Here is a 3,461-nt window from a genome sequence, read left to right as displayed (position 1 = left end):
CACGTGTTCAAAAGTATAGCTACAATATACGTATAGTCTGGCATTTAGCTTGTTTAGCATTGACAGGTCAAATTGATATCCTGAAATCCTATCAAAATGCCGTAAAAGCAGGTACGATTTCTGGACATTTAGAAGACCGTGAAGTGGAGAAGTATGTTAATCACGCCGTTCAATTTGCTGAAGAGCATCTGAAAATCTTTAATGAGCGAAAAGCCATAGATGATCGTCTTAGTTTGCAAGATTTGTCTTTTCTTAATACAGTTTCTGAAGACTTAAAAAGGATGGGGTGGACAGTTTATCGCGATAAGAACTATGATCGCAATGCTTATTTTGTAAGTAAAGACCGTATCATCAATATAATGTACAGTCTTCAAAGTGATGAAGAAGAGCCGATTGTTGTATTTAAGGCTTCGCTTTCAACACTTGGCTTTTCTACTGCTCATAGAGAGATGTTTCCTAGATTGCCCCAATATATAGCTCTCAAAGAGGCAGAAGAATTTTATACAGTTTCTAGTACTGAATTGGATGAAGGCAAGCTAAAGGAGATTTGTACAGATATACTTGAGTGGGCTGATCGGCAAAATGTCAATCAAATCATCTATGATTATGCCGCTTTGCCAACAAACAGTGAAGCTCACCTTGTGGCACGTCACTTTATAGCACTCATTCTGATTGGTGATATTGAAAAGCTCAAATTTTATAAGGAAAGTTTCAGGGCAAAGAACCATCTAGGCTTTGTGGAAGGTATCACGAAATATACGATTGACAACTCTCTTACTCTTGCACGGGGTTATCGAGCAGGTTTTCCGAAAAATGCACCGATTTTAAGCTTGGATGCGCAAACAGCATCTGTTGCTTCTAAAACAACTTCTGTTGAAGTGGCAGAAGAAGTAAATGAAGCGGATGACACTGATGATCGTCTCACCATGGAAAGTGCTCATGCACTTTTGAAAAGCTTAGGCTGGTCAACCGAGAAAATCAATGAGAATGACCATATGGCAAGCTATCAATTGGCTGATCGTGAAGTAGACATTCTTTATAACGACGAAATTGCCAAAGACTACCCGCAATTTGATAGCGCCTTTATGATTAGCACGGGCATTCTTTCCACCGCTTGTAAATTCATTGATCCTACCCACACGGAAGATATTCCAGATATACAGCTTAATTTTGAAGCCAAGGGATTAGAAATCTTTGAACCAGAAGTTACTGCGGATCGCTTAAAGCAAGCACTTGATGATGCGCTAGAATGGTCAGTCAAAGACATTGACCTTTCTAAAAGACTTCGCTCTGATTATGGCGCTGCTCCTTGGGAAAAAAGCACCACGTTTAAAGCAAATGATACGGATTATGCTTTACTTCATCTTGGCGCTCTTGCTTTATTGGGTGATGTTGAAGCCTTGCAATCTTATCAGAAAAGCTTTACGGCAGGTGATCACCTAGGCTTTGACGAGAGCATCAACAAAACCCACCTTGAACGTGCATTAGCTTTAGCCAAAGAAGTAGCAAAGGTGAAGCAAGTGAGCTACGCTTTGATTGAATGGGTAGCAAAAGATTTTGATAGTCACTTAGAGCTTTCTAGCGAGGAATAACCTCCTTCTTGGAAGGAGAGTTTGTTAAGTCTATTTAGAACAAAGAATACATTGATTATTTTGAAAAAATCGAGGGGCTTATGAATCATGAAATGGATAAAGAAAAAAATTATGGGAGCAGCTGAACCTGTGGAATTTAAAGGTAAAAAAGTTTATCAGGGAGATGAGCTGTTTGAGCCTGAAACAGTTTCTTCTTGGAAAGAAAAAGGACAGATAGTAACAGGTACAAATGTGGAAAGAATGGTATCAGGAAGAGCTCCTATTGGAGTCGATTGTAGGCCTATTATGTTATATCCTATGACACAAGAAGGTCCTATGGCTGAGGTTCTCTACTCATTTTATCAAGACAAGAGTTTTGTTGCGCCTATGAAGCCAAAGGAAAATTTTATCAGAAAAGTTATTTGTTGGATTTCAAAAAAAGACTCCTCAGCAAGAAAAAAGAAAAAGTAATTATTGCAAATATTGGAGTAATGACACTAAAAGGCGCTCTCTAAGCTTTAATGATCATCCCCTTTAATTATATCATATATTGTAAATGCGAGATGATTGCACAGAGACAAATGAGAAAAGAGCTCCTTCAAGAAAACATCCTTTATATTCTATCAATGTAATCCAAATTCCATTGGCTATAGTAGAGAATATTGATCAGTAGAAACACTCATTATGAGTAAAAACACACTGTGACTTATGGAGAAAAATTTATGAAAAGTTATACTTTATCGGATGTTGCACAATATATTGATATGCATAGTCATGCTATTAATTTTGGTACTAAAGATAATGCCCCTGATGATGTACGGATTAAAACAGCTGAGAACACTCTCGATTTACAATTTACCTCTTCCTATAAGGGTTTTTTAAAAAATTATGGAGGCGGAGAAGTTGGAGGTGAAGAAATATTCAGTATTTATGAAATCTGTGCAGGTATTCCTGCTGGTGATATTGTTTACCGAAATTTGCTTGATAGAAGAGATGGCTTTACGGACCCCAAACAACTTGTTATCTGCACAACTGATTTTGGTGAAACCTTTTATTTTGATTATACGCAGTTTCGGGATGGTGAATGCCCACTCTATCTCAAGTATACATCTGAAGATTCCGAATATTACGCAAGTAATTTTTATGAATTTCTCTGTAAAAGAATTAAAGAGTATGCAGGGGGAAATTCATGAAAACCTATACCTTAGATGATGTTATACAACTAGTTGATAATAGGATAATTGCGATTTATTGCCTGTTATGAAAACATCTCAATAGAAACTGACAATTATAGAGATGAGAAAAATACCTTTTAATAGACCTATGTCAGTGTTGTCAGTTCTTTTTAGCCCCTATGGCATTTTTTTAAATGAGAAAAAATTAAAAACATAATATTTCAATAGGTTAATGTTTTTAAGACATAATTCATATCAAGAGTACAATCTTTAAAGATAACCAATGATGTGAATTGATTAAAACTTGTCAGTTATGTGTCAGTAAATTGAACTGACAAACTAGATTATTTTAGTGAGTGATTAAAATGTGCTTTATGAAAAGCATATGCTCTTTTAAAGCCTTCAAAAGATAGTTTGTAACTCATAAGAAGTGCTATCAAGACCATTATGGTTATGAGTTTTGAAGATTTTGAGTATTTTGAGGGTTTGAGAAACCTTCAAAACCTATAAGTAATATAAGAAAATGAATATATATAACTCTCTTTAAACAAAGCTTTTGAAAAGCATAAAGCTATCATTTTAGATTACGGTATAACCTCTTAAAGGCAATTCAAAAGAAGCCTATTCACTTTAAGATGGGATTTCTTAAAAGTCTTAAAGCAATTCAAAGTAGAGTATTTAAAAGTGTAAGTTTCTTCTTTTTAGAATAACGCAT

General features: G+C 35.5%; 3 protein-coding genes. All 3 read left to right on the top strand.

Annotated features, from left to right (window positions below; all coding sequences use genetic code 11):
- The coding region (locus ACFIJJ_RS09155) for a DUF6990 domain-containing protein (protein ID WP_375646730.1) at positions 1–1,592 on the top strand (1,592 nt) is incomplete at its 5' end.
- A gap of 87 nt (positions 1,593–1,679) precedes the next feature.
- The gene (locus ACFIJJ_RS09150; protein WP_375630439.1) at positions 1,680–2,042 is read left to right on the top strand and encodes an HNH/ENDO VII family nuclease; all 363 of its coding nucleotides are present in this window, start codon (positions 1,680–1,682) and stop codon (positions 2,040–2,042) included.
- Positions 2,043–2,293: 251 nt separating this feature from the next.
- Positions 2,294–2,764: an SMI1/KNR4 family protein gene (locus tag ACFIJJ_RS09145; protein WP_375646728.1), complete on the top strand. Its 471-nt coding sequence runs from the start codon at positions 2,294–2,296 to the stop codon at positions 2,762–2,764.
- The last annotated feature ends 697 nt before the right edge of the window (positions 2,765–3,461 follow it).

This window comes from Bartonella sp. TT29SHDZB, from assembly GCF_042193395.1.
In the GTDB taxonomy this organism is placed as follows: Bacteria; Pseudomonadota; Alphaproteobacteria; order Rhizobiales; family Rhizobiaceae; genus Bartonella.
Note: the sequence above shows the minus strand (reverse complement) of the source record. Positions and strands in the feature narration are given on the sequence as shown.

Bases quoted from the DNA above. Each gene is read 5' to 3' on its own strand.
- ACFIJJ_RS09145 (WP_375646728.1), top strand. From the start codon at position 2,294: ATGAAAAGTTATACTTTATCGGATGTTGCACAATATATTGATATGCAT.
- ACFIJJ_RS09150 (WP_375630439.1), top strand. From the start codon at position 1,680: ATGAAATGGATAAAGAAAAAAATTATGGGAGCAGCTGAACCTGTGGAA.